Source organism: Agrobacterium sp. DSM 25558, assembly GCF_900100825.1.
GTDB lineage: Bacteria > Pseudomonadota > Alphaproteobacteria > Rhizobiales > Rhizobiaceae > Agrobacterium.
In genome coordinates, this window is the sequence record NZ_FMUD01000006.1 from 144,150 (window position 1) to 169,456 (window position 25,307).

Consider the following 25,307-nt stretch of genomic DNA (forward strand, 5'->3'; position numbering starts at 1 on the left):
TTCGACGCAGAAAATGTCAGGGATAAGGACGTGACAGGATTATTTCGCACCTGCGAGAAATCCGGGTCAAGCCCGGTTGCAGTGCAAACTAGAAGTCGCTGAGCTTAGGGCTGTGCGGAGACACAACAGAAATGGTTTCCGTCACCGACTTCTCCGGTGTAGGAGCAACGTCTTTCTGGAAGCTAAGCGTAGCGCGCATCTGCCGTTTTTCTTTTGCAACAAGAACAAGCACGCCTATAAAGTATCCAACTTGTATAATGACAAGACAGATCAGCGTTTGAATAAAGCTTGTGTAGAAAGAGCCATAGATAAAATATGTCGCGACGGCGAACACCAGCAAGGCACACATCATGCTGATGAAAACACGCGGGGCGTACATATCTTTCTCCTCCGCTAAGCATTGTCCCTCTGTAGAGAAATGCATCTTTATGGCTTTCTTTTGTTGGGTTTATATTACGAAACGAATACCGTTTCAACACAGTTATACTTTCCTTAGACCGGTCAGCGTGAAATTTCGGTAATTTTTAATGGTAAAATTTGCCCAAATTTTCGTTATTTGATCCATCCGCCCGCATTTCTCTCCTGCGACCTTATCGCAAGGTTAAGGAGATGTTCTCTCTCGCTTCTTCACCAAGCTTTAGTTCAGCGTAAAGGCGAAGGATTTGACGGTGATTCCTGCGCAACCAAAGGCTTTCTGCCGCTTCTGTAGACTTCGTTAACCATGCGCCCGGTAAAGATAGGTGGTTGATTCCCGAAGCAGTAAGGTGTGCGTGTGACAGAGCGTTCAGAAGTAATTGCGTTTCCCGCTAAAAACCGTGTCGCAGACATAAAGCGGTGTGTTCAGATGCTTGAGGAGCTTCACGGCGAAGAGGCGAACCGCTTCTGGCGCGACGAGTGCAGGGCGCTTGCAAAGCATCTTACTAATCTTGGCTATGATGATTCTTCCATGCGGCACGAAGTCATGGCGTTTCAAGGTGCCGTTCAGGCTGAGCTATGGGCCGCCTGCCAACAGGACGAACCCGCGCGGCGTGACGCGTACTAATATAAAGGCTGGTGACAGGGTCAAAGATGACCGACCGCCCATCATCCGTTACTTGTGGGTGAGCCTTCTAGTTGGCGCGCCAACGGAATTGCGAACGATAAGATCCGGTGTCAGCAAGATTTCCGGGTGGTCGGGCTGCTGGCCTCCCAGAAGATCAAGAAGCAGTGCCATCGCGTGTTTGCCAATGGATGTTCTCGGTTGGCGAATGGTCGTCAAAGCAGGGGACATGAACACCGCCTGCGGAATATCGTCAAACCCGGTTACTGAGAAATCCTTGGGGATGTCATAGCCGCGTGCCGTCAGCCCGATCATGACACCGATTGCCGTCTGGTCGTTCACGCACATGAATGCCGTTGGCAACGTATCACGCATGAACAGCTGTTCGATGGCCAACCGACCGCTTTCCAGCGTTCCATCACCTTCAATGATCATGGCAGGGGCCGGTGTGAGTCCGGCAGCGAGCATGCCTTCGTCATAGCCTTTTCGACGTCTGTTGTAAGCGAGACGAACGCGGGAATCGCCGATGAAGGCGATGCGTTCATGCCCTTCGGCAATCAACATATCGACGATTTTGCGTGAACCCGCGGTGTCGTCCACCCCCACATACGGGATACCACCGTTATAAATCGGCTCGAAAACGCCAACACTTGGCGGTAACCGCGCAGTCATGGCCTGATGCCCGAAGGGCAGAATGCCGGTGAAAAGGATCAGCCCCGCGGCTTGGTTGGAATTGAGGAATTTCAGATATTCCAACCCGCGCTGAGCGTCATTCTGTGTATGGCCGATCAATATGCCATAGCCATGCGAGCGCGCCTCGTTTTCGAGGCCCACGAGAATATTGGAGAAGTTGGGGTCGCCAATATCCGGTGCGACCACAAGAATCATGTTGGAGCGACCAAGCCGAAGGCTGCGCGCCATGGCATTGGTCGTATAACCCGTAACTGCAATAGCTTGATTGACCTTCAGACGTGTTGAATTCGCCACCTTTTCGGGATTGTGGATTGCGCGCGAGACGGTCGCGATCGAAACCTCGGCAATTCGGGCAACGTCTTCTATTGTGGCAGATGAAGGAATGGACAAGGAAGGCCTCGGATATGTGCGCGTCCGGACACTACACAGACCTGCCGACGCGTCAAATACGATCACGCAAATCTGTTAATTCAGCCGAATGTAAACCTTTACATAAATCGTGTAAAGGTTTACATCGTTGGCAGGCGTAGGGAGACGTCTGGAGGAAATCATGGATACGGACATTGCTGACGACAGCGCCACAGTGCTGTCGGCGCGTCGGGTTTCTAAATCATTCAACGGCGTCCAAGTGCTGTTTAGCATTAATTTCGACCTAAAAGCTGGCGAGATTCATGCTTTGATGGGCGAGAACGGTGCCGGAAAATCGACGCTCGTCAAAGTTCTCTCAGGTTTTGAGCACCCAAGCTCCGGTGAGATCCTTCTGGACGGCAAGCCGGTGACGCTTCCACCGAACGGTGCCGCTGAAGCGCTCGGCATTGTCATTATCCATCAAGAGTTCAATCTCGCAGAACATCTGACCGTGACCGAAAGCCTGTATCTTGGCCGGGAGATCACCCGTTTCGGTATGCTGGACCGCAAAGCGATGCGGTCCGAGACCCGGCGCGTTCTCGATGTACTGGGCTGTCATGTCGATGAAAATTCCTTGATCGGAACCTTGTCCATTGCCGAAAAGCAGATGGTCGAGATTGCCAAGGCCATCAGCCGCGATGCGCGCATTGTTTTCATGGACGAGCCAACAGCGGTTCTGTCTCGTGAGGAAACGAATTACCTTTTTCAGCAAGTGCGCAAATTACGCGACAAGGGCACCAGCTTCGTCTTCGTGTCGCACAAGCTAGATGAGGTCATGGAGTTGACCGACCGCGTCACCGTTTTGCGTGATGGTCACTGGGTCAAGACCGCACCAACCTCTCTGCTTGATGGCGAGGCCATCGCTCAGCTTATGGTGGGGCGAGAGCTTTCCAGCCTCTATCCCGCCAAGCGAGAACCCGATGTGGACGAAGCAACTGTCCTGAAGGTCAGCAATGTTTCGACCCGTTATGTGCAGGATGCGAGTTTTGAGCTTCGCCGAGGCGAAATCATCGGCTTTTCCGGCCTGATCGGCTCTGGTCGCACCGAACTTGCCGAAGCGATCGTCGGTCTGCGCGGCCGTTCCTCTGGCGAGGTCGAGGTCAACGGGACAGTGTTGCCGCCCCACGATCTGCATGCATCGATAGATGCCGGTCTTGCCTACATGACGAAGGACCGTAAATCCAAGGGTCTGCTTTTGAGCGCGGGCATGGGGTTGAACCTCACGCTGCAGTCGCTGGAGCGGCATGGCAAGTTTGGTTATCTCAGTGCATCGAGTGAAGCGAGGTCGCTGGAACGAGCACGCCGCCGGTTCGACATTCGCGTGCGTGATGGCAGTGTGGTCGTTGGGCGCATGTCGGGTGGCAATCAACAGAAGCTGTTGCTCGCCAAGGTTATGGAAACCGAGCCGAAAATCATCATCATCGATGAGCCGACGCGTGGCATCGATGTGGGGACCAAGCAGCAGATTTATCATTTCATTTCAGCATTGGCGCGAGATGGGCATTCGGTCATCGTCGTTTCATCCGAAATGCAGGAAGTTATCGGGCTGTGCACCCGTGTGGCGGTGATGCGCGAAGGGCGCCTCGTCGGCATGCTGGAAGGTGACGAAATCAACGAGCGGGAAATCATGCGTTATGCGGCTGGACTGAAAACAAAAACGGCAGCGTAGCGTCGGTCAAACGACCGATATGACAGGGCGGGAGGTCTGTTTTGGGTATGAGTGTGAGTGAAGACAGCAAAGAAAAGAGAGCCGGGCGGTCGCTGCGCGATATAGACTTGCGCGCCGTTGCGCCGTTTGTCGCCCTGTTTCTGCTGCTGATCGTCGGGGCGATGGTCAATCCCAACTTTATCAGCATCAATAATCTGGCAAACGTCGCCACGCGAAGCGCGTTTATCGCCATCATTGCGGTTGGCGCGACCTTCGTCATTTCGGCAGGTGATCTGGATCTATCCGTTGGCTCGATGGTTGCGTTTGTTGCAAGTCTGATGATCCTGCTGATGAACTCCGGCATGGTGGCCGATCCGTTGCTCATGCTGGTTCTTGCGGTGGTCTTCACCTTGGTTGCGGGTTCTCTCTGTGGACTAGCAAATGGTTTGATCACCACCGTTGGCAAGATCGAACCTTTTATCGCCACGCTTGGTACGATGGGTGTGTACCGCGGACTGACGACATGGCTGTCTCAAGGCGGCGCGATTACGGTTCGGGAGCCGCAATTGCAGACCCTGTATCGCCCGGTCTATTTTGGGTCGTTCTTGGGAATGCCGATACCGATCCTCGTCATTCTGGCTGTGACCTGTGTGGCGGCGTTTATTCTGTACCGCACCCGCTACGGACGCCATGTCACTGCCGTTGGCTCCAATCGTGATGTTGCCAAATATTCGGGCGTTGCCGTCAACCACGTTCGCACCATCGCCTTCGTTATTCAGGGTCTGTGCGTTGCCATCGCCGTGTTGCTGTACGTGCCACGTCTCGGCTCTACATCCGCCACGACCGGCATGATGTGGGAATTGCAGGCGATCACAGCCGTGGTGGTGGGTGGCACAGCGCTGAAAGGCGGGGCAGGGCGCGTGTGGGGAACCATCTGCGGCGCGTTCATTCTGGAACTCGTCGGCAACATTATGCTGCTGTCGAACTTCATCAGCGAATATCTGATCGGCGCGATCCAAGGAGCGATCATCATCATTGCCATGCTGGTTCAGCGGTCGCTGATGCGCCGCTCATAAGGTTACCGGGTTAAGGGGTCGCCCGGGCAAGGACATCGAGACCTTTATTTGTGTGGGAGGAAAACACATGCGGAAAAGACTATTGGGAGTAACTGTCGCGCTTTTGGCACTAGCGGTTGGAGCGCAAGCACAAGACAAGAAGGTCACGATCGGCGTGTCCATTCCAGCGGCAGACCATGGCTGGACTTCCGGCGTCGTCTATCACGCAGAGCGCGTGGCAAAGTTGTTGATGAAGGAACATCCCGGGCTCAACGTCATCGTCAAGACATCGCCGGATGCGGCAACCCAGGCCAATGCGGTGCAGGATCTGGAAACGCAGGGCATTGATGCGCTGGTCATTCTTCCGTCGGACCCGGACCCGCTGGTCAACGCCATCAAGGAAGTGAAGGGCAACGGCAAATTCGTGGCTCTGGTCGACCGCGCACCGAGCGTCAATGACGATAGCGTTCGCGATCTCTACGTTGCCGGTAACAACCCGGCGCTGGGTGAAGTTGCTGGCAAATACATTGCCGACACGACGCCGGAAGCGCAGGTCGTCGTCATTCGCGGCCTGCCGATCCCTATCGATCAGCAGCGTCAGGATGGTTTCGACAAGGGTATTGCCGGTTCCAAGGTCAAGGTTCTCGACCGCCAGTTCGGCAACTGGAACCGCGACGATGCCTTCAAGGTGATGCAGGACTATCTGACCAAATATCCGAAGATCGATGTTGTCTGGTGCCAAGATGATGACATGGCTGTTGGCGTTCTTCAGGCTATCGAGCAGGCGAAGCGCACCGATATCAAATACGTAATCGGTGGTGCCGGCTCCAAGGACATGATCAAGAAGGTTATGGACGGCGACAAGATGATTCCGGTCGACGTGCTTTATCCACCAGCCATGGTCGCAACCGCCATGCAACTGACAGCGGCGAACTTCTACGATCAGGTTCCTGTGCGCGGTACCTACATTCTGGATGCGACACTGGTGACGAAGGACAATGCGGAAGGCTTCTACTTCCCGGATTCACCGTTCTGATACGAAAAATCGTGATGAAGGCCCGGTTGAGAGAGCGGGCTTTTTTCGTTTGGTGATCAGGAGAAACGGTTGGCCCTGAAGGGATCGACCGAAATTGACGTCTCCAAGCCGCCTACCAATTCTGTGACGAGCCTTGCGGTTGCGGCAGATTGCGTGAGCCCCAGATGCCCGTGGCCGAAAGCGTAGATCACGGACTGACTTGCTCTCGATGGACCGATCACCGGCAAGCAATCCGGCAGGGACGGACGAAAGCCCATCCACTGCGTGCCACCTTCGGTTTTCAGGCCCGGCAGGAATTGAGCCGCCTTTTTCAGCATGACCTCGGAGCGCCGGAAATTTGGCGGCAGATTAAGACCGCCCAACTCTACAGCGCCGCCAACGCGAATGCCGGAGGACAATGGCGTCAAGACAAAAGCGTGGTCGTTGAAATAAAGCTGTCGTGTCAGGTCGAAGGAACCAACCGGCAGCGTCGTGTTGTAACCGCGCTCGGTTTCCAAAGGCGTCGCATTGCCGAGCGAGACAGCCAGCGTCTTGGACCACGCACCACAGGCAATCACGACTTTATCGGCGGTGATTTTCTCGCCACTGTTCAGGGAGACAATCGTGCTTTCACCAACCGTCTCGACACGTATGGCCTCGCCTTTGCGCAAGCTCGCACCGCGCGCGATGACGAGATCGGCAATCGCCCGCGTGAACTCATAGGGATCACCGACCTGCAGGCCACCGGGTGTGAACATTGCATGTTGGAAACGCGGCGCAAGACCCGGCTGCAAGCGTTCTATCTCGTCGCGACCGACGCGGGAGAAGGTGAAACCGGCGCGTTCCTTCTCGTCCCAGTCCCGGCGGGCAGCGTCAAAGCTTTCCCGCGTATCGTAGAGGTCAAGCGTTCCGGTGTTGGTAATGTAATGCGCCAGTTCAGGCATGGCAGCGACGTGTTGCATTTCGCTGGCGGCAAGCAGCATCATGTTTTTCTGCACTTCGAGACCATGCTGGAACTTGCGCGGCGAACTTGCCTGCCAGAAACGCCACAGCCAAGGAGCAATCTTCAAGGCGTAGGCCGGTGGCACGCTGAGCGGACCGACAGGGTCGATCAACCACTTCGGCGCTTTCTTCATGACGCCGGGGGCGGGGATGGGAATGATTTCCGGGAAGGCAAGAATGCCAGCATTACCAGAACTCGCTCCGCGCGCAATCTCACCACGCTCCAGAAGCGTAACCGTCTTGCCAGCATTTTGAAGATACAAGGCCGTCATCACGCCGATAATACCAGTGCCGATAACCAACACTTCGCATTTTTCTGAAGGGTTCATCGAAAATATCCCAAGGTTTGATGCGCACCGATAGCACGATTAAATACAAACTGTCGACAAGATTGACTGCTTAGGTCCAGCTTGATTTTACTGCTCTATGTCGGCTGGTCTAACGATGGCGTAACTGATGCGAAACACTTTCCCCTTCACCGGATAATACATCGGAATATCCAGCGTGGATCGCTGCACGGTCTTCAGATTCACTTTCATCTGTCCCTCCAACCATTCCGTTAACAAGGGGACCTCGTTGTCATCGCCTGTCCAGACCATGAGGGCCGGATGCTCATCAGACACGGTAAAAGGTGGGTCGTAATCGTCGTAGATATTGGTGGCGACGGGAACGTCTTGAAAAAGAAAACGGAGGTTTCCGCCGGTTGGCCAATTTGGTGTGATGATAACGGAGGGCGAAAGCTTCTCGACCTCAACGACATGGCGGTAAAAAGCCTGCCAGTCGTAATTCGAATTCGATGTTCTTCCAAGGGCCGCCATGAGCGGATGCGAGACGAGCAGAGCTACCGGCACCAGCACCATCATGATGAGGGGAATGGGCAAAAACCGGGTGACGAAGCATGCCGTGTCGGCAAGGTGCCGTTCGAGGTAAAGCGCCGCTAGGATGGGAGCTGGAAGGAGCAGCGGTAGCAGCCACCTGTCCCGCAGTTCCGTCATCGTCGCCATTATGATAACAAGTGCCATCAGCACCGTGATCGCGATGAAATAGTGGAGGAAAAAGCGAAACCAGACGCTTTTCTGCGTTTGCGGCCGTTTCTCTTCACGGCGGGCCGCCTGCCAGAGCAGGAGGGCAGGTACTGCAAAGATGATGAGGGAGCCGCTGACGAAGCGACCCAGCCCCCGCGCCACTTGCAGTAAGCGACTGTCGGGCGCGTCTTCGGCCATTCGTTGCAATGTGACTTCGGATGCAAAGCGGAGATTGTCGATCAGCCAAAACAGGTGAGGCAGGAAAATGATGAAGCTGACAAGGATCGTCAGCAGAAAGCGCCGATCCAGTATCCTTTCGCGGCCCTGCGGGTGCAGCCACACCGCCAGCAGCAATGCTGGCAGAGCAAGGGCGAAATTGTACTTGGATAACACTCCCAACCCTGTGACGACGCCAACCAGAAGGTAGCCAATCAAAGTGGGACGCTGGATCAGCCTGATGCTGCAATAGAGCAATGCAGCAAAGGTCAGCATCAGCATCGCAGTGTGGGTCAGATCGCGCTGCGCCTGCCAGAATACCTGCGGAATGACGAAGAGCGCCATTGCGGCAACGACGACGAAGCGTTTGTTTTCCAGCACCAGTTCGGCTGTCTTTATGAAGACCGCAAATGTCAGGAAGAGTATGAGGTTCTTGGCGAAAGCGATGGCCAACATCGAGGTGCCAAAAACGGCAAAGATCGCCTGTTGGTACCAGTTGTAAAGCGGTGGTTGGGCATCATAACCGAGCGCCAGCCATTGAGCGAACAGCACCTGCTGTGCCTCATCGATACGCAAAGCGGGAGGTGCCAGTTCGCGCAGGAGGATCTGCAAAAGGAAGTAGGCACCGAACAGCACGATCACTGCGTTCGGACTGTCGGCCAGACGCAACGACAACCTTTTGAACGTTCCCATAGTCTTTCCGTGCAGCGATGACCCTGCCTGCTGTCGCGATATATCCATGCCCCATCCGTCCCGCTGCCAAGCGGCAGAATCGATTACTACCCACCTTATCGCGGTGACAAAACGGAACTATGTGGCCGAACCATGGAGTGGGGTCGGGCATTCACAACTATCTTCGTGGCGTGTCTATCGGGTACCGCAGGATGACGCCCCATTACGGAACGTCAGGTCGTCACTGTCCCGAATTATACGCGGCGATTGCGGCCATGTTGACGATATCACTGTCTTTTGCGCCCATGGACGTGATCTGTACGGATTTGTCGAGACCGACGAGAAGCGGACCGATAACCGTTGCGCCGCCCAGTTCCTGCAGCATCTTCGTCGAGATGGATGCCGAATGAATGGCAGGCATGACCAGCACGTTGGCCGCACCCGAGAGACGGGTAAACGGATACTGGCTCTGCATCTTCTGATGATTGAGAGCGACGTCTGCCGCCATTTCACCATCCACCTCGAAATTCACATTGCGCTTGTCGAGAATGCGAACGGCTTCGCGAACCTTTTCCGATCGCTCACCCAACGGGTGTCCGAAGGTGGAATAGGCAAGCATGGCGACTCGCGGCTCGTAGCCGAAGCGACGGGCCAAACCGGCTGCTTCGACCGCGATATCGGCCAGATCTTCGGCAGATGGCATGTCATGAACGGCGGTATCGGCAACAAAAACCGTGCGGTTACGGGAGACGACAAGCGACACGCCGATAACGCGATGGCCCGGCTTGGTGTTGATACAGCGGCGCACGTCTTCCAGCGCGGTGGAATAGTTTCGGGTCGTACCTGTGACCATGGCATCGGCATCACCCATTGCCACCATGCAGGCGGCGAAATGGTTGCGGTCGTTATGAACAAGGCGCTGCACATCACGCAGCAGGAAGCCCTGACGTTGCAGGCGCGCATAGAGATAGTCGATGTAGATCTCGACGCGCTCCGACAGGCGAGCATTGGTGATCTTGATGTTGGGGCGGTCGAGATCGATGCCGGCGCGTTCCGCATTGGCCCGGATAATGTCGTCACGACCAAGCAGGATTGCAGTGCCGAGACCCTGTGCCGTGTAGGAAATGGCGGCGCGCATGACCTGCTCTTCTTCGGCCTCTGCGAAAACAACGCGCTTGGGCGAACGGCGAACGCGTTCATAAAGACGCTGCGTCGTTGATGCCATCGGGTCGCGACGAGCGGAAAGCTCGTGGGCATAGGCTTCCAGATCGGGCAGCTCGCGGCGCGCAACACCCGTTTCCATGGCAGCCTTTGCGACAGCGACCGGGATGGCTGCAATCAGGCGCGGATCGAAGGGGACGGGAATGATGTATTGCGGCCCGAAACGAGGGCGTACGCCCTGATAGGCAGCGGCAACATCGTCAGGCACGTCTTCGCGGGCGAGATCGGCCAAAGCCTTGGCGGCGGCAATTTTCATCGCATCGTTGATCTGGCTGGCGCGAACATCCAGTGCACCGCGGAAGATGTAGGGGAAGCCGAGAACGTTGTTGACCTGATTGGGGTAGTCGGAGCGTCCGGTCGCCATGATGGCGTCGTCACGAATGCGCGCCACCTCTTCTGGCGTGATTTCCGGATCGGGGTTTGCCATGGCGAAGATGATCGGCTTCGGTGCCATGGAACGGATCATTTCTTCGCTGAAGGCACCCTTCTGCGAAAGGCCGAAGACGACATCCGCGCCCTTCATCGCCTCAACCAACGTGCGGTTGTCGGTCTTCACAGCGTGAGCCGATTTCCACTGGTTCATGCCCTCGGTTCGACCCTGATAGATGACACCTTTTGTGTCGCACAGCGTGATGTTGGCTGGGTTGAACCCCATAGCCTTGATCAGGTCCATGCAGGCGATGGCGGCAGCGCCGGCACCATTGCAAACCAGTTTCGTCGTTTTGAAATCCCGGCCCGTCAGCGCGATGGCGTTGATAAGGCCCGCTGCTGCGATGATGGCAGTGCCATGCTGGTCATCATGGAAAACCGGAATGTCCATGAGTTCGCGCAGACGGCTTTCGATGATAAAACATTCCGGTGCCTTGATGTCTTCCAGATTGATGCCACCGAAGGATGGGCCAAGATAACGCACGCAGTTGATGAATTCGTCCGCATCTTCCGTATCGACTTCCAGATCGATGGAATCCACGTCTGCAAAGCGCTTGAAGAGAACCGACTTGCCTTCCATGACAGGTTTGGACGCGAGCGCGCCGAGATTGCCGAGACCGAGAATGGCGGTGCCATTGGAAATGACCGCAACCATGTTGCCACGGGTGGTGTAGTCGTAGGCCATATCGGGGTTTTCGGCGATTGCCTTGACGGGAACGGCGACGCCCGGAGAATAGGCCAGCGACAGGTCGCGCTGTGTCGCCATGGGCTTGGTTGGTGTGATCTCGAGTTTGCCGGGTCGTCCCTGGGAATGGAAGTCCAATGCTTCCTGATCTGTAACCGATGTCTTGCCGGTTGCGGATTTCACTTTTTCTGACATGGCCCACCCCTTCTCGTTTGTTATAAATTCGTGGTGGTAGTTATTGTATTTTCTGGAAGGCTGCCAAGCGCTGAGTGCCGTTCGGTGCAATAAATCCAAAGATACATAGGGGTCGCGAACACTTCAATCGATTAACCGACCTCAAATTTCGGAACCCTCGGCCTGTATCACCGTTGGTCAACGGGCTCGCGGACACACAATCGATGGATTCGATGCAGCAATTGGTTGTGTTGACCTTGGCATTCATGCTCGCACATGGTTTGCTGGCGGCCTTTAAAGCGTGATGAGTTGGAATTTGAAAGGTGAATACGTGAACGCACAGACAAGAAAGATTATCCCTGTACTTTTGGCAGGCGGGGCGGGATCAAGATTGTGGCCTGTCTCACGCGATCAATTGCCGAAGCAGTTTCAGCCGCTGGTGGGAAGCCTCTCCACCTATCAGCAGACTTTGCAGCGTGTCAGCGATGAAACACTTTACGGCGAACCGCTAGTCATAACCAATGAGGATTTTCGCTTCTTCGCCCGCAGACAGGCAGAAGAAGTCGACGTGTCCGCGACCGTCGTTCTGGAGCCTGCACGCCGTGACAGCGCCGCCGCCATGGCCGCTGCCGCAGTGCTTGCAGAGCGGCGTGAACCGGGCTCCCTCGTTCTCGCCTTGGCCGCCGACCACGTCGTACTCGATAACGACAAGTTCTCCGAGGCCGTCAAACTGGGCGCAAGCGCGGCAGAGCAGGGCAATATCGTTGTGTTCGGCTTGACGCCGACTGAGCCCCGCACGTCCTACGGATATATCAATCCCGGCCAACCGATTGATGGTAATGAAGACCTTTGTGTCGTGGAAGCCTTTGTAGAAAAACCTGACGAAGAGACCGCCGTATCCTACGTTGAGAAGGGGTATCTCTGGAATTCTGGCAACTTCCTGTTTCGATCCGACGTCATGATTGCCGAGCTTAAAGCGCACGTACCGGAGATACTCGAAGCCGTGACCCGTTCGGTCGATGAGCATGAGACCGACCTGGGATTTGTCCGTCTCCACAAAGAAAGCTTCGAGGCATCGCCGAAAAACTCCATCGATTATGCCGTCATTGAAAACACAAAGCGAATGGCTGTCGTGCGCGGACATTTCCGTTGGTCCGATATCGGTAGCTGGGATGCAATCTGGGAGATTGCGGACAAGCAGGAGAACGGCAACGCTGTCGAAGGGCAGGGAATATTCATCGATTCCGAGGGATGCCTGATCCATTCAAACAGTATTTTGACGACGGTCGTGGGCGCGAAGGACCTGGTCGTCGTGGCGACGAAAGACGCGGTTCTCGTTACGCCAAAAGATCGGGTCCAGAGCGTTAAAGGCCTGGTCGAGGCTTTGAAGGAAGGCGATCATGTTCGCAAGACCGAGATCCACAAACGAGCATACCGCCCTTGGGGTCATATCGAGCAGACAGACTCTGGACCACGCTACCGTGTCAGCCATATCAAGGTAGAGCCCGGCCATAGAATATCGCTTCAGCAGCACTATCATCGTTCCGAACACTGGATCGTTGTGCGTGGTACGGCGACGGTTACGATTGAAGATGAAACGCGTCTGTTGACGGAAAACGAGTCGGTCTACATTCCCGTGGGCAAGCCTCACCGCCTTGCCAATGAAGGGCAGATACCGCTGGAGCTCATCGAAATCCAGACGGGCTCCTATTTTGGAGAAGACGACATCATCCGCTTGCAGGACGACTACAAGCGGGCGTGACGTGAAAGAGTGGTCTGGGCGTGATGTTGTCCAGACCACTCGCTTGGATCAAGCGACGATTTTTCGCCGCGCACTCTCAAGCAGGCGATACAAAAAAGGCGAAGTGAGGTGGTAAGTTGGTATGCAGATGCCACGCCCTAACTGCGCCTCAATACGCTCTTAGCCCATCAGTTAGTTCTTCACTCGAAGGCGCACCTTCGCTGATTTGACCTTCAAATGGATCGATTTTCCAGAACGAACGTTAAAGCAGCGCCATTCATAATCCGAAAAGGGCAAAGGGCTGCCGCGGGTCAAGAATCTAACAGGAGAAAACAAAATGAAAAAAGCTTTTGCCGTAACTTTCGCAGCGATGACTCTCGGCCTCGGCGGCACTGCCAGTGCAATTGCCGCAGACTTGGCGAGATCTCCCGAAGTTTATCAGGATCAGGACGACCGCAACGGCGTCAAGATCGGTTACCTGACATGTGATGTTGGTGGTGGCGTAGGCTACGTGATCGGTTCCTCCAAGGAGCTTGAATGCACGTTCCAGTCCACAGTTGGCGCACGCCGCACTGATCACTACAGCGGTGCTATCCGCAAGATGGGCGTAGACCTCGGCTTCACGACACAGGGTCGCGTTCTCTGGGCAGTGTTCGCTCCGACTGCCGGTTACCACAAGGGTTCGCTTGGCGGCCTCTATCAGGGCGCAACAGCTGAAGCCACGGTTGGTCTTGGCGTTGGCGCAAACGTGTTGGTTGGTGGCACTGCCGGTTCCATTCAGCTGCAGACGATCAGCGTAGGCGGTCAGGTCGGCCTCAACCTTGCTGCAACAGGTACTTCTGTGACGCTGAACCCGATCAACGGCTGATCGTCACTGCGGTCAATCTGACGCATGTAATGACACGCCCTCTTCGTCGTATGACGGAGAGGGCGTTTTGCTTTTCGCGTGAGTTATAGGTGTGGACATGGCAATGAGGTTGGGAATTTTGACGGCGTTGTGCCTGATTATATCCACTTCACCGTCGATAGCAGAGGGTGATGCTGCACGCGGCGAGCGGGCTTTCAGCAAATGTTCAGCCTGTCACAGCATCGACCACCCTCGCACCCGCTTGGGTCCTCACCTTATGGGTGTCGTAGGAAGGCCCGCCGGTACAGTGCCCGATTACAAATATTCGGCAGCGATGACAGACGCCGGTGCCGGAGGTCTGGTCTGGACGGAAGAGAAGCTTCACGCGTTTCTGTACAGTCCAAAGAAAACCGTGCCCGGAACCTCGATGCGTTTTTTCGGGCTTTGGAGCGATAGCGAGATCGATGATTTGATTGCCTATCTGAAAACGGTACCCGCGCCGCAATAATCTATAGCGGGTTTTGATCCAGAATCCCTTCTGCGTCCTCAAGGTTCATTTTATAGACCTTATTCGCAATCTCGAAACTGTATCCGTTGCGCGCGAAGGAAGAGATTTCCTTTTGCATGCGCTTTTCATCCGGTTCGTCGCGACGAAACGGTCCGAAACGACGCTTTCGCGCCATGATCACAGCGGAATAAAGATCATCCTTATCAACCAGCGCCTGCTCGGTAATATCCTTGCTAACGCCTTTTACACTGAGCTTCTGCGCGATCGCACGCCGTGATTTGCCGCTGCGAATGGCAGACCGCGTTGCACTTTCCGCATAGGCCACGTCATCAAGCGCTTTGATATCATAGGCGAACTTGACGGCCGCGTTGGCCAGAGCTTCGATTTGTTCTGAGGTAATATCCTCGAATTTCTGTTTTGCCTTGCGTTTGATCGCATCGAACAACTGCCGCTCGGTCATCATCCGCCGTTCGAGCCGGTAAATCGTCGAGTTGCGGACCCATGTCAGCATTCTTTTTGTGGGAGCACTCGCCGCTTCCATTTGGTCAGTCAACGCAATCAGTCCTTGTCGCGAATTTCCACATCACCCTTGAATCGCCTATCTAAGGCGCAACAAGACAAGTGTAAAATCCGAAGCTTATGTTCGCAAGGCGTAGACGTTGATAGGATTTTCGAGGCCTCTAAGCGCATGCGCACCGACGCTTTCGAAATGCTCAGGCCCGCCTGCCATGTTTACGAACTTCTCGGACATCAGAACGGGGCGCAAGACCTGCTTGGTCAAGGTTTCCAGCCGCGATGCGATGTTGACGGCGGGGCCGATGACGGTGAAGTCCAGCCGGCTTTTCGAGCCGATATTGCCGTACATGACGTCGCCGACATGGACACCTATTCCGTAACCGAGTGGATCATGCCCGCGTTCGATATTGGCCTCGTTCAAAGCCTTAAGATGGATTTGCGCTTCTGCGATGGCCGCTAGAAGATTGGTGCAGGCATCGGGATTGCTCAACGGAAAAATTGCCAGCAGGCCATCGCCCATGAATTTCAGTATTTCTCCGCCGAATTTCTCAATCGGCTCCGACATGGCGTCGAAGTAGCCGTTCAACAGTTCGATCACATCGTCTCTGGGCCAAAGGTCGGAAATATGGGTGAAATCGCGCAGGTCACAGATGAGAATGGCCGCGCCAACTGTCATGCCGCTGCCCCGGCGTGTGGCACCATCCAAAATAGCCTGGCTCGCATGTGGTCCCACATAGGTTTCCAGTAGGGTGCGGGCTATGCGGTTTTTGAGGCGAATTTCCGAAACCAAAGATATCGCGGGAATAAGGCTTCGAAGCATCTCGATCTCCGCGTCGGTAAATCCACCGGGTCGATCGCTACAGAATGTGACGACGTGGCGTTTGCCGAAAGTGTGCTTCAGCGGCCAGGCGCAATATTCCGTCAGGCCTTCAGCACGAAGATCCGTATAAATAGCGTGCTCAGGGGAAGTTGGTGGCGGAACATCAAGCCGATAGCGCAGTTCGGCGGCTCCTGAATGTATTTCGTAGATTGGGCTGTTGCGATATTCTGCTGTGTTTTCAGTGCCATAGGCGTAGGTCGCAAACTCGGCTTCGGTTTTGCCCTTCAACCATAGAATTCTGGCACCACGCCATTGCGGATGCTCGACCATGAAATTCAAGGATGCTCTAGCAACGGAAACGCCCGCCTCAGTCAGCCGTTGGCAAAGCTCGATGAAAATGTTGTCGATGAAACGCTCATCATGGGTTTCCAGCACCAGCCAATTCAATATCTCATAAGGCTGGGACGGCCACGCACTTTGCGATGAATGATGATTGGACAGGTCAGCGTGATGTGCTTCTGTCATGAGGTTCCCACAGGTCAGAGATGATGCGCCCTGCATGTGGTGGATTGCGAAAGCTTTTTGAAGGGGTAAGCCAAAACGTTTATTGTTTCGCCCGTCCTATCAAGAAACCAGTTTTCTTGGGCGACGGGCGAAAAAAATCCTCAATATTGAGAACACACGGTCAGACGATGTTGGAAATCGGGATTTGCAGCGCTGCTGCCACACGCTGAATGTGCGACGGATTGCTGTCCGTGCCGTTTTCAAGCGCTTCAATTTCCTGCGTCGTCAATCCGCAGGTGATAGCCAGTTGCTCGATCGTGTAACCCGAGCTGGTTCTGGCCGCTGCGATCTTCTGTGCAAATGGCGTATGTGTCTGATCACTCGAATGGGGATGAGAAACGGATATTGTCATAATAATCTCCCTGGAATGGACATTCAATAGAACCGGGGTCCATCAGGTTCACCGGCATTTCATGCGACAACGTCGCATAAGGAGAGTTCATGTTGCAACGCAGCAGGAAAATAGCCATCTTTATGGCACTAGCAATAGTTAAATTTTGTTAAGGATTGACGAAGGCTTTTTCGGCATACACATCGTACAGAAATATGATTTTAATTCAGCTGCTTAGATAAATTAAACGATGCTTATACGCATGTCGCGACGAAAGTCCGAAGGCGACATTCCCGCCACCTGACGGAATGCCTTGTTGAAAGCACTGACAGAACCGAAGCCGCTCTCCAGAGCGACATGTAGAATATTGTCGTTGTTCTCGATCAGCATCGCCTGCGCGCGCGACAGCCGCAACAGCGTCAGATATTTTATCAGTGTCATGCCTGTCGATTTCCGAAACAGGTTCATGGCGTATTTCGGATGCAGGCTGGCCGAGCGGGCAATATCTGTCGCATCGACGTCTTCCAGAAAATTTGCGGCGATGAAATCGCACATGCGAACAACGTTCAGCGAATGTGAGCCTTCGGTGTCGCTGGCTTGGCTGTCAGGAGGGGCAGACGCCACGACCGAATAAGGTTCCAGAAATATACGTTCCACCCGTAGCAGCAATTCCTCGACGGCATTTTCTGACTTTTGCGCGTCACCGGAGTTGACGTATCGAAACCAGCGGGAAAAATTCTCCTCGTCCGACGTGTCGGTCACCGATGTCAGCATGGTTGCGCCGCCCATCAACATGCTCGACACCGAAGCTGGCAACCGCATCCGAAAGAAATGGACGAGTGGAAGATGAGCTCCGGCATAGAATGAATCGTCGGATGACTCGTCCATCTGATGGGCCTGTCCACCCCAGAACAGGCACATTTGCCCCGCCTCCAATCTCAGCGCGTGGTCACCCATACGGTAGTGCACATGGCCGGAAATGACGTAGTTTACTTCCACCTGCGCGTGCCAGTGCGGCATGGGCATGACGGCAGGGTGGGTGCGAAAAAACTGCAGTTTGGTCGGAGAGCCTTCAATGGTGCTGGCACCCGGGTGATAGACCGCCTTTTCAAGCACCTTACTTTCCGCCAAATCCATGTTCCCTTTTTACGAGACAGATTTCCTTGTGTCGCTAGTCTGCCCGTGTCGTTGGAGGACGGCAATTGAAAAGGGAGGTTTTCAATGGGTTTTAAATTTATCGGTGCGTCGGTGTCGCTCGCGCTTCTGGCTGCAACACCTGCGGCCGCGCAATCCACCACCATTACCATCTGGAGCTGGAACGTTGCAGCATCCGCTTTGAAGTCGACGCTCGAAGGCTTCAACAAGAAATATCCGGATATTAAGGTTGATGTTCAGGACTTGGGTAACAGTCAGGTTTACGACAAGTCGCTTGCGGCTTGTGCAGCGGGTGGGGAAGGCCTGCCGGACATCGTAACCGTTGAAAACTTTGAGGCTGAGGTTTTCTGGAACCGGTTCCCCGACTGCTTCACGGATGTGACAAAGCTTGGCTACACTCCTGAAAAACAGGCGCTTTTCCCGGATTTCAAACGTACTGAGCTGGAAGTGGATGGCGTTGCCTATGCGGTGCCGTGGGATTCCGGTCCTGTCGCCATGTTCTACCGTCGTGACTTCTACCAAAAGGCTGCTGTCGATCCGGCGACTGTAAAGACCTGGGATGATTTCATTGCCGCTGGCAAGAAGGTGATGGAAGCCAATCCCGGCACCGTCATGACGCAAGCGGATTTCAACGGCGATAGCGAGTGGTTTCGCATGATCGCCAATGAGCAGGGATGTGGTTACTTTTCGACCGATGGCCAGAGCATAACCATCAACCAGCCAGCATGCGTTGCGACGCTCGAAAAGCTGAAGCAGATGAAGGATGCAGGCATTATCACCGCCGCGATCTGGGATGAGAAAATCCAGTCCAACACCTCTGGAAAAGTCGCAACGCAGATGTATGGCGGCTGGTTTGAGGGCACGGTTCGCTCAGGCTCTCCTGATCTCGCCGGAAAATGGGGCGTATATACTATGCCCAGCCTGACGGCGGATGGTCCTCATGCAGCCAATCTGGGCGGCTCGTCCCTCGCCATAAGTTCCGCTTCGCAGCACAAGGAAGCCGCATGGAAGTTCATCGACTATGCTCTTTTGACCAATGAGGGGCAGGTCACCATGCTGAAATCTTTCGGCTTGGTTCCGTCACTGCTGACGGCAGACAAGGAACCGTTTGTGAAAGAACCGCAAGCCTATTGGGGCGGGCAGGCCGTCTGGTCGGACATTCTGGCCACTTTGCCGAAGATCGTGCCGAGCCGTGGCACGGCATTCCAGTCCGATGCGGAAGGCATATACCGCGTCACGCAGACCAAGTACCTTGCGGGCGGGTTCCCGGATGCCAAGGCGGCGCTGGATGATGCCGCCAAGCAGATCGAAACTGCAACAGGGGTTCCGATAGCAGAATAGTCTCCCAAGCCGACCGTTGCCGGGCGCTCTCATCAAGGGCGTCCGGCCCCCATCCCCTTCTGGCTTTGTGAGGTCGATATGCCTTTGCGCACTAGGGTCGCATATGCGTTTCTTGCCCCGTATCTTTTGATCTTCGCGACGTTCTGGCTTTGGCCGATCATCAGTTCATTTCTTTTGTCGTTCCAGAACACCCGCATCAGTCCTTGGCGTTTTGCGCCTTCCATGAACTGGGGACGTCTTGTCGGTGACCCGGCGTTCTACAACGCGCTTCAGAACACGCTCGTCATTCTGGTCGTGCAGGTGCCTATCATGATCGCGCTCGCCACGGTCATGGCGGTGCTGTTGAACTCGCCGCTACTGAAGGCTCGTCCACTGTTTCGCTTCGCATTCTTCGCGCCCGTCGTTGTCGGGGAAGTTGCTTACGCGGCTGTGTTTCGTTTGATGTTCAGCACTGATTTCGGCATCGTCAACAAGCTCATTACCTCGGTGGGACTGCCACCCGTTGCATGGTTCGACAATTCCACGGCGGCCATGGCACTCATCATCATTGCTGTAACGTGGCGCTGGGCAGGTTATAACGCCATCATTATTCTGGCAGGCCTCCAATCCATTCCCGGCGATGTTTATGAGGCGGCGAGGCTGGACAATGTCAGCCGACGCCAGCAATTTTTTCATATTACGCTGCCGCTGCTGAAGCCCATCATCATGTTTTGTGTCGTTCTGTCCGTTATCGGCACCATGCAACTGTTCACAGAACCGTTCCTCATCACCAACAGGGGTGGCCCTGGCGGTGCGACCGAGACACTCGGTATTTTCCTGTATCGCCAGGGCTTTACGTCGCTGAATTTCGGCTACGCATCGGCCATCGCTTACACAATCGCAGCGCTTGCCGTCGTCATTTCGCTGTTCAATCTTAGGATCGGGAGGGAAGCGAAATGAGATCCAGGTCCAAATCCGCTTTGTGGCAGAAAATTGCGCTCCATGCTGCTTTGACGCCACTTGCCATCATCTGGCTATTCCCCATCTGGATGATGTTCGTTTTCTCGACCATGCCTGATAACGGCATTTTCAGCCCTGATATCGAGCTGTTGCCATCGACGCATTTTCTGGAAAACTTCCGCAACCTTCAGGCCGACACCGACTTCCTGCGGGCCTTGTTCATCTCCATCGGTGTGGCTGTCATCTACACGGTGCTCTCAGTCATGCTGACATCCATGGCAGGCTGGGCCTTGGCACGTTACCGCTTTGCCGGGCGCTCTGTGGTGGTGGCAATCATTCTGGGCACGATCACCTTGCCGTACGCCGTCGTAGTCATTCCGCAATTCATCATGGTCGCGCGTGAGTTCAAGCTCGCCAATACATGGGTCGCGCTCATCGTGCCGCCGCTGTTCAACTCACTCGGTGTCCTCTTCATGCGGCAATCCTTCTCCATGATGCCGACCGAGCTTTTCGATGCGGCGCGTGTGGAAGGTGTCAAGGAATGGCAAATCTTCCTGCGCATCGCTTTGCCGTTGGCACGACCGACCATGGCTGCATTGTCCATCATTCTCTTCCTTGCGTCCTGGAATAACTATCTCTGGCCGCTGCTGATCAATTCCAAACCCGGCATGATGACGGCTCCGGTCGCACTCGGCACCTTGATCGGCCTCACCAAAGTCTCCTGGGGCGGCATCATGTCGGGAGCCATGCTTCTGACCGCCCCTATTCTTGTCATTTTCGTGCTGTTGCAGCGCCATTTCATCGCCGGCATTTCTGCCGGTGCCGTCAAGTAATCCGGGAGGAACCGCATGGCGGAATTATCGCTAAAAAATGTCGTCAAACGTTATGGTGCTCTAAAGGTCATCCATGGTGCAAATCTTGAAATTGCAGACGGTGAGTTCGTCGTTTTCGTCGGCCCCTCCGGCTGTGGCAAGTCCACCCTTCTGCGGATGATCGCCGGGCTGGAGGATATCTCCGGCGGCGATATCAGCATCGGCGGCAAGGTGGTCAACGATGCAGAGCCGACGGATCGCGGCATCGCCATGGTGTTTCAGTCCTACGCGCTGTATCCGCACATGACGGTGGAGGAAAACCTTTCTTTCGGTTTGCGGATGAACGGCAATCCAAAGGCCGATACGCAGCAGCGTGTACAGCGTGCAGCCGACATCCTTCAGATCACCGAGTTGATGCAGCGTCGACCCAAACAGCTTTCCGGCGGCCAGCGGCAACGTGTCGCCATCGGTCGGGCCATCGTGCGCCAGCCTCGCGTGTTCCTGTTCGATGAGCCGCTGTCCAACCTCGATGCAGAACTGCGTGTGCAGATGCGGGTGGAAATCTCGAGACTGCACAAACAGCTGGGCACGACGATGATCTACGTCACCCATGACCAAACGGAAGCAATGACGCTTGCCGACAAGATCGTCGTGCTGCGAGCGGGTCACATCGAACAGGTCGGCGCTCCGCTCGATCTCTATGACGACCCCGCCAACCGTTTTGTTGCTGGTTTCGTCGGATCGCCCAAGATGAATTTCTTACCCGGCAACGTCGTTGGCCAGACACCCGATGGTGCCATTGTGCGGCTGACAGACGATCCCGGCGTGCAACTCGTCCTTCCACTGGCGTCAACGATCGCGGAAGGTAGCGAGGTTGCCCTTGGTATCCGTCCAGAACATTTCGGTGAGACAGGCGTTGGTGACGCCGATCTCGCCGTGGAGATCGATGTGGCGGAGCATCTGGGCAATACGAGTTACGTCTATGCGCGCATGGCGGGCGATACGCCGCTGATCATCGAACGCCCGGAGTCACGTCATTTCGTCGACCAGCAGCGCCTGACGGTTTCGATTTTCGCCAACAAGACCTTCCTTTTCGACAGCGCAGGTGCCCGCCTGCGCTGACATAGCATCTCAAGACAATCCAAAGAGGATCTACAATGACTGACGTTCAACCCATCCGTTGGGGCATCATCGGACCCGGAACAATCGCCCGCACTTTTGCTGATGGCGTTGCGCACTCCAAAACGGGAAAGCTCGTGGCCATTGCCAGCCGCAATCCGGACAAACCAGGTTTGGGCGATGGATTTCCAGGTGCACGCATCGTGCATGGTTATGAGGCGCTGCTAAGCGACCCGGAAGTGGATGCGGTCTATATTGCAACCCCTCATACCGGCCACGCGGAATGGGCCATCAAGGCCGTGCGGGCGGGCAAACATGTGCTGGTGGAAAAGCCTATCGCGCTATCAGCCTATGATGCCGACGCGGTTTTCCATGAGGCGAACAAGGCCGGAGTTTTTGCCGGTGAAGCCTATATGTACCGCTTGCATCCACAGACTGCGAAAATCGTCGAGCTGGTAAAAGCCGGTGCAATCGGCGAGGTCCGCATCATTCGCACCAGTTTTGGTTTTAACATGGGAGGCTTCAAGTCGGAGCATCGCCTGTTTGCCAATGACGCGGCCGGTGGCGGTATTCTCGACGTCGGTGGCTATCCGGTCTCCATGGCGCGTCTTATCGCTGGGGCAGTTTCCGACAAGCCATTTCTGGAACCGGAAAAGGTGTCCGGCGTCGCACATCTCGGTCAGTCGGGGGTGGATGAATGGGCCTCCGCTGTTTTGAAATTTCCTAATGACATCGTTGCAGAAGTCTCATGTTCCATTATGGCGCAACAGGACAACGTCCTCCGTATCATCGGCTCTGAGGGTCGCATCGAAGTAGAAGACTTCTGGTTTGCCTCTGGCCACAAGGGTGGCGTTGGTAAGATCGACATTATCAAGGGTAATGACCGGCAGACCGTTGAGGTCCAAGAGGACGGCTGGCTTTATGCCTTCGAGGTCGATGCGGCTGGAGACGCCATTCGGGCGGGCAAATCTGAGTTCGCCTATCCCGGCATGAGTTGGGCCGATAGCCTCGGCAACCTGCGCGTCATGGATCAATGGCGTCATTCTGTCGGTCTTAAATATGGCGTCGAAACGGCGGCTAAACGCGTGTTGAATATCACAGGCGAGAAGGTCGTTGCCGGAAACGCGGTGCCAAAAAGGTCCATCCCTGGCCTTTCCAAACCTGCTTCCGTCGTCGCCCTCGGGTTCGAGTTCTTCCCGAATTTCGCTTCTGCGTCGCTGACGCTCGACACCTTCTACGAGGCGGGCGGCAATCTGTTCGACACCGCCTACGTCTATGGCGCTGGCAAGACGGAAAGCATTTTCGGGGACTGGCACACCAGCCGCAACGTGCCGCGTGAAGAGATCGTCGTTATCGGCAAGGGCGCACACTCGCCGCTTTGCTACCCGGACATGATTGCCAAGCAGTTGGATCAATCGCTGGAACGTCTGAAAACCGATTATGTCGATGTTTATTTCATGCACCGCGATAATACGAATGTTCCGGTGGGCGAATTCGTGGATGCCATGGATGCGGAAGTGAAGCGCGGTCGTATCCGCGGCATCTTCGGTGGCTCCAACTGGAATCGCGAGCGCATGGATGAGGCTGCAACTTACGCGCAGAAAAATGGGAAAGCAGCGCCAGCGGCACTGTCCAACAACTTCTCGCTTGCTGAAATGCTGGACCCCATCTGGGCGGGGTGTGTTGCAGCCTCTGATGACGGTTGGAAAAAATGGCAGAAAGAGCGCCAGATTCCCAATTTTGCATGGTCGAGCCAGGGCCGCGGCTTCTTCACCGAAAGAGCAGGGCGCGATAAGCGCGATGATGAAGAGATCGTTCGTGTCTGGTACTCGGATCGCAACTTCGATCGGCGCGACAGAGCCATTCAGCTGGCGAAGGAGTTGGGTCGCAACCCGATTCACATAGCTTTGGCCTATGTTATCGCTCAGCCTTTCCCGGTTATCCCGCTCATCGGACCGCGCACGATTGGGGAGTTGGAAGACAGTCTCTCTGCCCTCGATATTCAGTTGACGCCTGAGCAGGTAAGCTGGCTGGAAGCCTAAGGGCTGATGAACCTTTCGCCGCCATCGAGATTTTGCTGGCGGCGAAAGACACGTTCTTACTTGTGCATTTGCGCCAGCACGTCTTCCGCCTCATGTATTGCGCAGACAATGTGATAAAACGTACTGGCAGGCGCGGGCTCATCGATCATCGGCGCGTCGTCCGGCCACTTGTCGAACCACAGCCCGGCGACCGGCGTGTCGAGAAATGGCTGCAAAGCGCCGATGGCACGAATTGCGGACGTCAGATACCGGTACCGATCTTCGCCATGGGTCACGGACGCAAGCCGCACGGCGGCTTTGAGCCATTCCGTCTGCGGCCATAGACGTGCCAGCGGATCATACACGGTAAAATCATCGTAGAGGCTCATGACCGCAACCTTGCGGCGCGGGCAGATGCCGTATTTTTCACCAATCTCAAACAGGCGTTTTGCCTTGGCTATTGCGGCGCTGTCGTTGCGCAAAATTCCCCAACGTGTCAGCAGCCACGCCCATTCGAACTGATGGCCGGGTTCCATGATGCGGCCTTTGTCGCCCGGCGTCGGGTTCCAGTCGTGGTCGAAGAATTCACGTAGTCCACCGGACGTCGGGTCGATGAACTTCTGCATCGCCAGATGGGCGATCTGATCGGTCAATTCGTACCACGGTCCATCGGGATCGACCTTCTCCCAGGCCAGCATGGCCTCGAAAAAGTGCATATGTGGATTGGAGCAAAGAGGTTCGCGTGGCGGGTTGGCTTCCTCAAAGCCCGCGACCGGATGGGCATAGTCGTCTTGCAGCGTCTTGAGAATCGAAAGCGCGCGATCACGCATGTCTTCTCGGCGCTCTGGGAAAACCATGGCAGTCTGGGCTGCAGCGAAAAGCGCGAATGCCTGATTGTAGAAATCAAAGGTCGGGTCGATCAGTTTACCGGAGGAGTCGGCGAGATTTCCGTAGAGCCCGTTTTCCAAACGGTATACCTTGTCGAACCAGTTCAGTCCGTGAGTAACAGCCTTTTGCCAGTCACCCTGCCAGCCTTTTTGCCCAGCCGCTGCGTAACAATAGGCCTGGCGCGGCTGAACACGGGAACGACGGTTGTCTCCCAGCATCGGTTTTGCATTCTGACCTATGCGTTCGTAGAAGCCGCTATCCGGTTTGCTGGCACCGATTTCCCACCACATGGGTAAGGCGTCTTCGTCTAGCCAGCGGCGCAATCGCTTCACTTCGTCGGAAAGTTGGCTCGTTGTGCTCATTGGTTGATCTGCCATGTTCATCCCATTGTATGTCTGCTTTTACGTCTGGTTTGTCAAAACC

General features: G+C 55.3%; 22 protein-coding genes. 12 read left to right on the forward strand and 10 right to left on the reverse strand.

Annotation, left to right across the window (positions count from 1 at the left end; genetic code table 11):
- Positions 1-88 precede the first annotated feature (88 nt).
- Positions 89-379: an exopolysaccharide production repressor protein gene (locus DSM25558_RS07555; RefSeq protein ID WP_083716356.1), complete on the reverse strand. Its 291-nt coding sequence runs from the start codon at positions 377-379 to the stop codon at positions 89-91.
- A 393-nt stretch (positions 380-772) separates the two neighbouring features.
- Here DSM25558_RS07555 and DSM25558_RS07560 point away from each other — a divergent pair, with 393 nt between their 5' ends.
- Positions 773-1,042 carry a DUF6074 family protein gene (locus tag DSM25558_RS07560; RefSeq protein WP_077103492.1) on the forward strand — a complete coding sequence of 90 codons (270 nt, stop codon included), beginning with the start codon at positions 773-775 and terminating at the stop codon, positions 1,040-1,042.
- Positions 1,043-1,090: 48 nt separating this feature from the next.
- Here the strand turns inward: DSM25558_RS07560 and DSM25558_RS07565 are convergent, their stop codons facing one another.
- Positions 1,091-2,122, reverse strand: a complete 1,032-nt coding sequence (locus tag DSM25558_RS07565) for a LacI family DNA-binding transcriptional regulator (RefSeq protein ID WP_077103368.1) — start codon at positions 2,120-2,122, stop codon at positions 1,091-1,093.
- 160 nt (positions 2,123-2,282) lie between these two features.
- On the opposite strand from DSM25558_RS07565, the gene DSM25558_RS07570 reads away from it, so the two are divergent.
- From DSM25558_RS07570 to DSM25558_RS07580, 3 genes are all read left to right on the forward strand, one after another.
- Positions 2,283-3,809: a sugar ABC transporter ATP-binding protein gene (locus DSM25558_RS07570; RefSeq protein ID WP_077103370.1), complete on the forward strand. Its 1,527-nt coding sequence runs from the start codon at positions 2,283-2,285 to the stop codon at positions 3,807-3,809.
- A gap of 47 nt (positions 3,810-3,856) precedes the next feature.
- Complete coding sequence (locus tag DSM25558_RS07575; protein WP_077103372.1) at positions 3,857-4,864, forward strand: ABC transporter permease; 1,008 nt, start codon at positions 3,857-3,859, stop codon at positions 4,862-4,864.
- A 67-nt stretch (positions 4,865-4,931) separates the two neighbouring features.
- The gene (locus DSM25558_RS07580; protein ID WP_077103373.1) at positions 4,932-5,879 is read left to right on the forward strand and encodes a substrate-binding domain-containing protein; all 948 of its coding nucleotides are present in this window, start codon (positions 4,932-4,934) and stop codon (positions 5,877-5,879) included.
- Between the two features lie 56 nt (positions 5,880-5,935).
- On the opposite strand, the gene DSM25558_RS07585 is transcribed toward DSM25558_RS07580, so the two are convergent.
- From DSM25558_RS07585 to DSM25558_RS07595, 3 genes are all read right to left on the reverse strand, one after another.
- Positions 5,936-7,189: an NAD(P)/FAD-dependent oxidoreductase gene (locus DSM25558_RS07585; RefSeq protein ID WP_077103376.1), complete on the reverse strand. Its 1,254-nt coding sequence runs from the start codon at positions 7,187-7,189 to the stop codon at positions 5,936-5,938.
- 87 nt (positions 7,190-7,276) lie between these two features.
- Positions 7,277-8,842, reverse strand: coding sequence for a glycosyltransferase family 39 protein (locus tag DSM25558_RS07590; RefSeq protein WP_083716357.1), 1,566 nt, complete (start codon positions 8,840-8,842; stop codon positions 7,277-7,279).
- Positions 8,843-9,014: 172 nt separating this feature from the next.
- Complete coding sequence (locus DSM25558_RS07595) at positions 9,015-11,303, reverse strand: NADP-dependent malic enzyme (RefSeq protein ID WP_077103380.1); 2,289 nt, start codon at positions 11,301-11,303, stop codon at positions 9,015-9,017.
- A 310-nt stretch (positions 11,304-11,613) separates the two neighbouring features.
- On the opposite strand from DSM25558_RS07595, the gene DSM25558_RS07600 reads away from it, so the two are divergent.
- The 3 genes from DSM25558_RS07600 to DSM25558_RS07610 all read left to right on the forward strand — a co-directional run bounded on the left by DSM25558_RS07600 (position 11,614) and on the right by DSM25558_RS07610 (position 14,378).
- A complete protein-coding gene (locus DSM25558_RS07600; RefSeq protein ID WP_103586494.1) occupies positions 11,614-13,044 on the forward strand; it encodes a mannose-1-phosphate guanylyltransferase/mannose-6-phosphate isomerase in 1,431 nt (476 codons plus the stop codon).
- Positions 13,045-13,360: 316 nt separating this feature from the next.
- Positions 13,361-13,891 (forward strand): DUF992 domain-containing protein, encoded by a 531-nt coding sequence (locus DSM25558_RS07605; RefSeq protein WP_077103384.1) that lies wholly within the window; start codon positions 13,361-13,363, stop codon positions 13,889-13,891.
- Between the two features lie 103 nt (positions 13,892-13,994).
- Positions 13,995-14,378 (forward strand): c-type cytochrome, encoded by a 384-nt coding sequence (locus DSM25558_RS07610; protein ID WP_200800733.1) that lies wholly within the window; start codon positions 13,995-13,997, stop codon positions 14,376-14,378.
- Between the two features lies 1 nt (position 14,379).
- Here DSM25558_RS07610 and recX read toward each other — a convergent pair whose 3' ends face one another.
- The 4 genes from recX to DSM25558_RS07630 form a co-directional block, all read right to left on the reverse strand.
- Positions 14,380-14,919 (reverse strand): recombination regulator RecX, encoded by a 540-nt coding sequence (gene recX, locus DSM25558_RS07615; protein ID WP_371479629.1) that lies wholly within the window; start codon positions 14,917-14,919, stop codon positions 14,380-14,382.
- Positions 14,920-15,015: 96 nt separating this feature from the next.
- Complete coding sequence (locus tag DSM25558_RS07620) at positions 15,016-16,239, reverse strand: adenylate/guanylate cyclase domain-containing protein (RefSeq protein ID WP_077103388.1); 1,224 nt, start codon at positions 16,237-16,239, stop codon at positions 15,016-15,018.
- A gap of 160 nt (positions 16,240-16,399) precedes the next feature.
- Positions 16,400-16,630 (reverse strand): helix-turn-helix domain-containing protein, encoded by a 231-nt coding sequence (locus DSM25558_RS07625; RefSeq protein WP_077103390.1) that lies wholly within the window; start codon positions 16,628-16,630, stop codon positions 16,400-16,402.
- A gap of 222 nt (positions 16,631-16,852) precedes the next feature.
- On the reverse strand, positions 16,853-17,746 hold the full coding sequence (locus tag DSM25558_RS07630) for a helix-turn-helix domain-containing protein (protein WP_077103392.1): 894 nt from the start codon (positions 17,744-17,746) through the stop codon (positions 16,853-16,855).
- Between the two features lie 84 nt (positions 17,747-17,830).
- Here DSM25558_RS07630 and DSM25558_RS07635 point away from each other — a divergent pair, with 84 nt between their 5' ends.
- The 5 genes from DSM25558_RS07635 to DSM25558_RS07655 all read left to right on the forward strand — a co-directional run bounded on the left by DSM25558_RS07635 (position 17,831) and on the right by DSM25558_RS07655 (position 24,017).
- Positions 17,831-19,105, forward strand: a complete 1,275-nt coding sequence (locus DSM25558_RS07635) for an ABC transporter substrate-binding protein (RefSeq protein WP_077103394.1) — start codon at positions 17,831-17,833, stop codon at positions 19,103-19,105.
- A gap of 78 nt (positions 19,106-19,183) precedes the next feature.
- Entirely contained in the window at positions 19,184-20,044 is an 861-nt protein-coding gene (locus DSM25558_RS07640; protein WP_077103396.1) for a carbohydrate ABC transporter permease, read from the forward strand.
- Complete coding sequence (locus DSM25558_RS07645; protein ID WP_077103398.1) at positions 20,041-20,877, forward strand: carbohydrate ABC transporter permease; 837 nt, start codon at positions 20,041-20,043, stop codon at positions 20,875-20,877. Before DSM25558_RS07640 ends, DSM25558_RS07645 begins: the two co-directional genes overlap by 4 nt.
- 15 nt (positions 20,878-20,892) lie before the next feature.
- Positions 20,893-21,978, forward strand: coding sequence for an ABC transporter ATP-binding protein (locus tag DSM25558_RS07650; RefSeq protein ID WP_077103400.1), 1,086 nt, complete (start codon positions 20,893-20,895; stop codon positions 21,976-21,978).
- A 35-nt stretch (positions 21,979-22,013) separates the two neighbouring features.
- Complete coding sequence (locus DSM25558_RS07655) at positions 22,014-24,017, forward strand: aldo/keto reductase (RefSeq protein ID WP_077103402.1); 2,004 nt, start codon at positions 22,014-22,016, stop codon at positions 24,015-24,017.
- Between the two features lie 56 nt (positions 24,018-24,073).
- Here DSM25558_RS07655 and DSM25558_RS07660 read toward each other — a convergent pair whose 3' ends face one another.
- On the reverse strand, positions 24,074-25,246 hold the full coding sequence (locus DSM25558_RS07660) for an AGE family epimerase/isomerase (RefSeq protein WP_200800732.1): 1,173 nt from the start codon (positions 25,244-25,246) through the stop codon (positions 24,074-24,076).
- Between the last annotated feature and the right edge of the window lie 61 nt (positions 25,247-25,307).

Coding starts and splice junctions, on each gene's coding strand:
- DSM25558_RS07555 (WP_083716356.1), bottom strand. CDS start 379: ATGTACGCCCCGCGTGTTTTCATCAGCATGATGTGTGCCTTGCTGGTG.
- DSM25558_RS07570 (WP_077103370.1), top strand. CDS start 2,283: ATGGATACGGACATTGCTGACGACAGCGCCACAGTGCTGTCGGCGCGT.
- DSM25558_RS07575 (WP_077103372.1), top strand. CDS start 3,857: ATGAGTGTGAGTGAAGACAGCAAAGAAAAGAGAGCCGGGCGGTCGCTG.
- DSM25558_RS07580 (WP_077103373.1), top strand. CDS start 4,932: ATGCGGAAAAGACTATTGGGAGTAACTGTCGCGCTTTTGGCACTAGCG.
- DSM25558_RS07585 (WP_077103376.1), bottom strand. CDS start 7,189: ATGAACCCTTCAGAAAAATGCGAAGTGTTGGTTATCGGCACTGGTATT.
- DSM25558_RS07590 (WP_083716357.1), bottom strand. CDS start 8,842: ATGGATATATCGCGACAGCAGGCAGGGTCATCGCTGCACGGAAAGACT.
- DSM25558_RS07595 (WP_077103380.1), bottom strand. CDS start 11,303: ATGTCAGAAAAAGTGAAATCCGCAACCGGCAAGACATCGGTTACAGAT.
- DSM25558_RS07605 (WP_077103384.1), top strand. CDS start 13,361: ATGAAAAAAGCTTTTGCCGTAACTTTCGCAGCGATGACTCTCGGCCTC.
- DSM25558_RS07610 (WP_200800733.1), top strand. CDS start 13,995: ATGAGGTTGGGAATTTTGACGGCGTTGTGCCTGATTATATCCACTTCA.
- recX (WP_371479629.1), bottom strand. CDS start 14,919: ATGGAAGCGGCGAGTGCTCCCACAAAAAGAATGCTGACATGGGTCCGC.
- DSM25558_RS07620 (WP_077103388.1), bottom strand. CDS start 16,239: ATGACAGAAGCACATCACGCTGACCTGTCCAATCATCATTCATCGCAA.
- DSM25558_RS07625 (WP_077103390.1), bottom strand. CDS start 16,630: ATGACAATATCCGTTTCTCATCCCCATTCGAGTGATCAGACACATACG.
- DSM25558_RS07630 (WP_077103392.1), bottom strand. CDS start 17,746: ATGGATTTGGCGGAAAGTAAGGTGCTTGAAAAGGCGGTCTATCACCCG.
- DSM25558_RS07635 (WP_077103394.1), top strand. CDS start 17,831: ATGGGTTTTAAATTTATCGGTGCGTCGGTGTCGCTCGCGCTTCTGGCT.
- DSM25558_RS07640 (WP_077103396.1), top strand. CDS start 19,184: ATGCCTTTGCGCACTAGGGTCGCATATGCGTTTCTTGCCCCGTATCTT.
- DSM25558_RS07645 (WP_077103398.1), top strand. CDS start 20,041: ATGAGATCCAGGTCCAAATCCGCTTTGTGGCAGAAAATTGCGCTCCAT.
- DSM25558_RS07650 (WP_077103400.1), top strand. CDS start 20,893: ATGGCGGAATTATCGCTAAAAAATGTCGTCAAACGTTATGGTGCTCTA.
- DSM25558_RS07655 (WP_077103402.1), top strand. CDS start 22,014: ATGACTGACGTTCAACCCATCCGTTGGGGCATCATCGGACCCGGAACA.
- DSM25558_RS07660 (WP_200800732.1), bottom strand. CDS start 25,246: ATGAGCACAACGAGCCAACTTTCCGACGAAGTGAAGCGATTGCGCCGC.